This is a genomic window from Clostridioides sp. ZZV15-6383, from assembly GCF_020657735.1.
GTDB lineage: Bacteria > Bacillota > Clostridia > Peptostreptococcales > Peptostreptococcaceae > Clostridioides > Clostridioides difficile_D.
In genome coordinates, this window is the sequence record NZ_JAGWCV010000206.1 from 1 (window position 1) to 272 (window position 272).

Annotated in this window: 1 protein-coding gene; it reads right to left on the minus strand. The window is 25.4% G+C overall.

Annotation, left to right across the window (positions count from 1 at the left end; all coding sequences use genetic code 11):
* The coding region (locus tag KGF42_RS19480) for a hypothetical protein (protein WP_227826938.1) at positions 1-272 on the minus strand (272 nt) is incomplete at both ends.

Genomic DNA, 272 nt, shown 5'->3' on the forward strand with positions numbered 1-272 from the left:
TCTAAATCTGATACTATGAATTTTACTTGTGTACTATTAAATTCATTTACTGTTATTTGAGGTAAATTATTACTCCTAGTAAATGTATATGTTCTTGTTGTACTAGCTCCGTTATTATCTGTAGCAATAATACTTATTGTATTATTAGAACCAATTGGAAGAGCTAATACTCTTTCATCTGTTAACGTAATTTCCTTTTCTCTATTTTTCTCTATATTTGTGATATTTTCTAAAATAGTAGAATTAAGTTTAGTAACAACATTTACTGTATC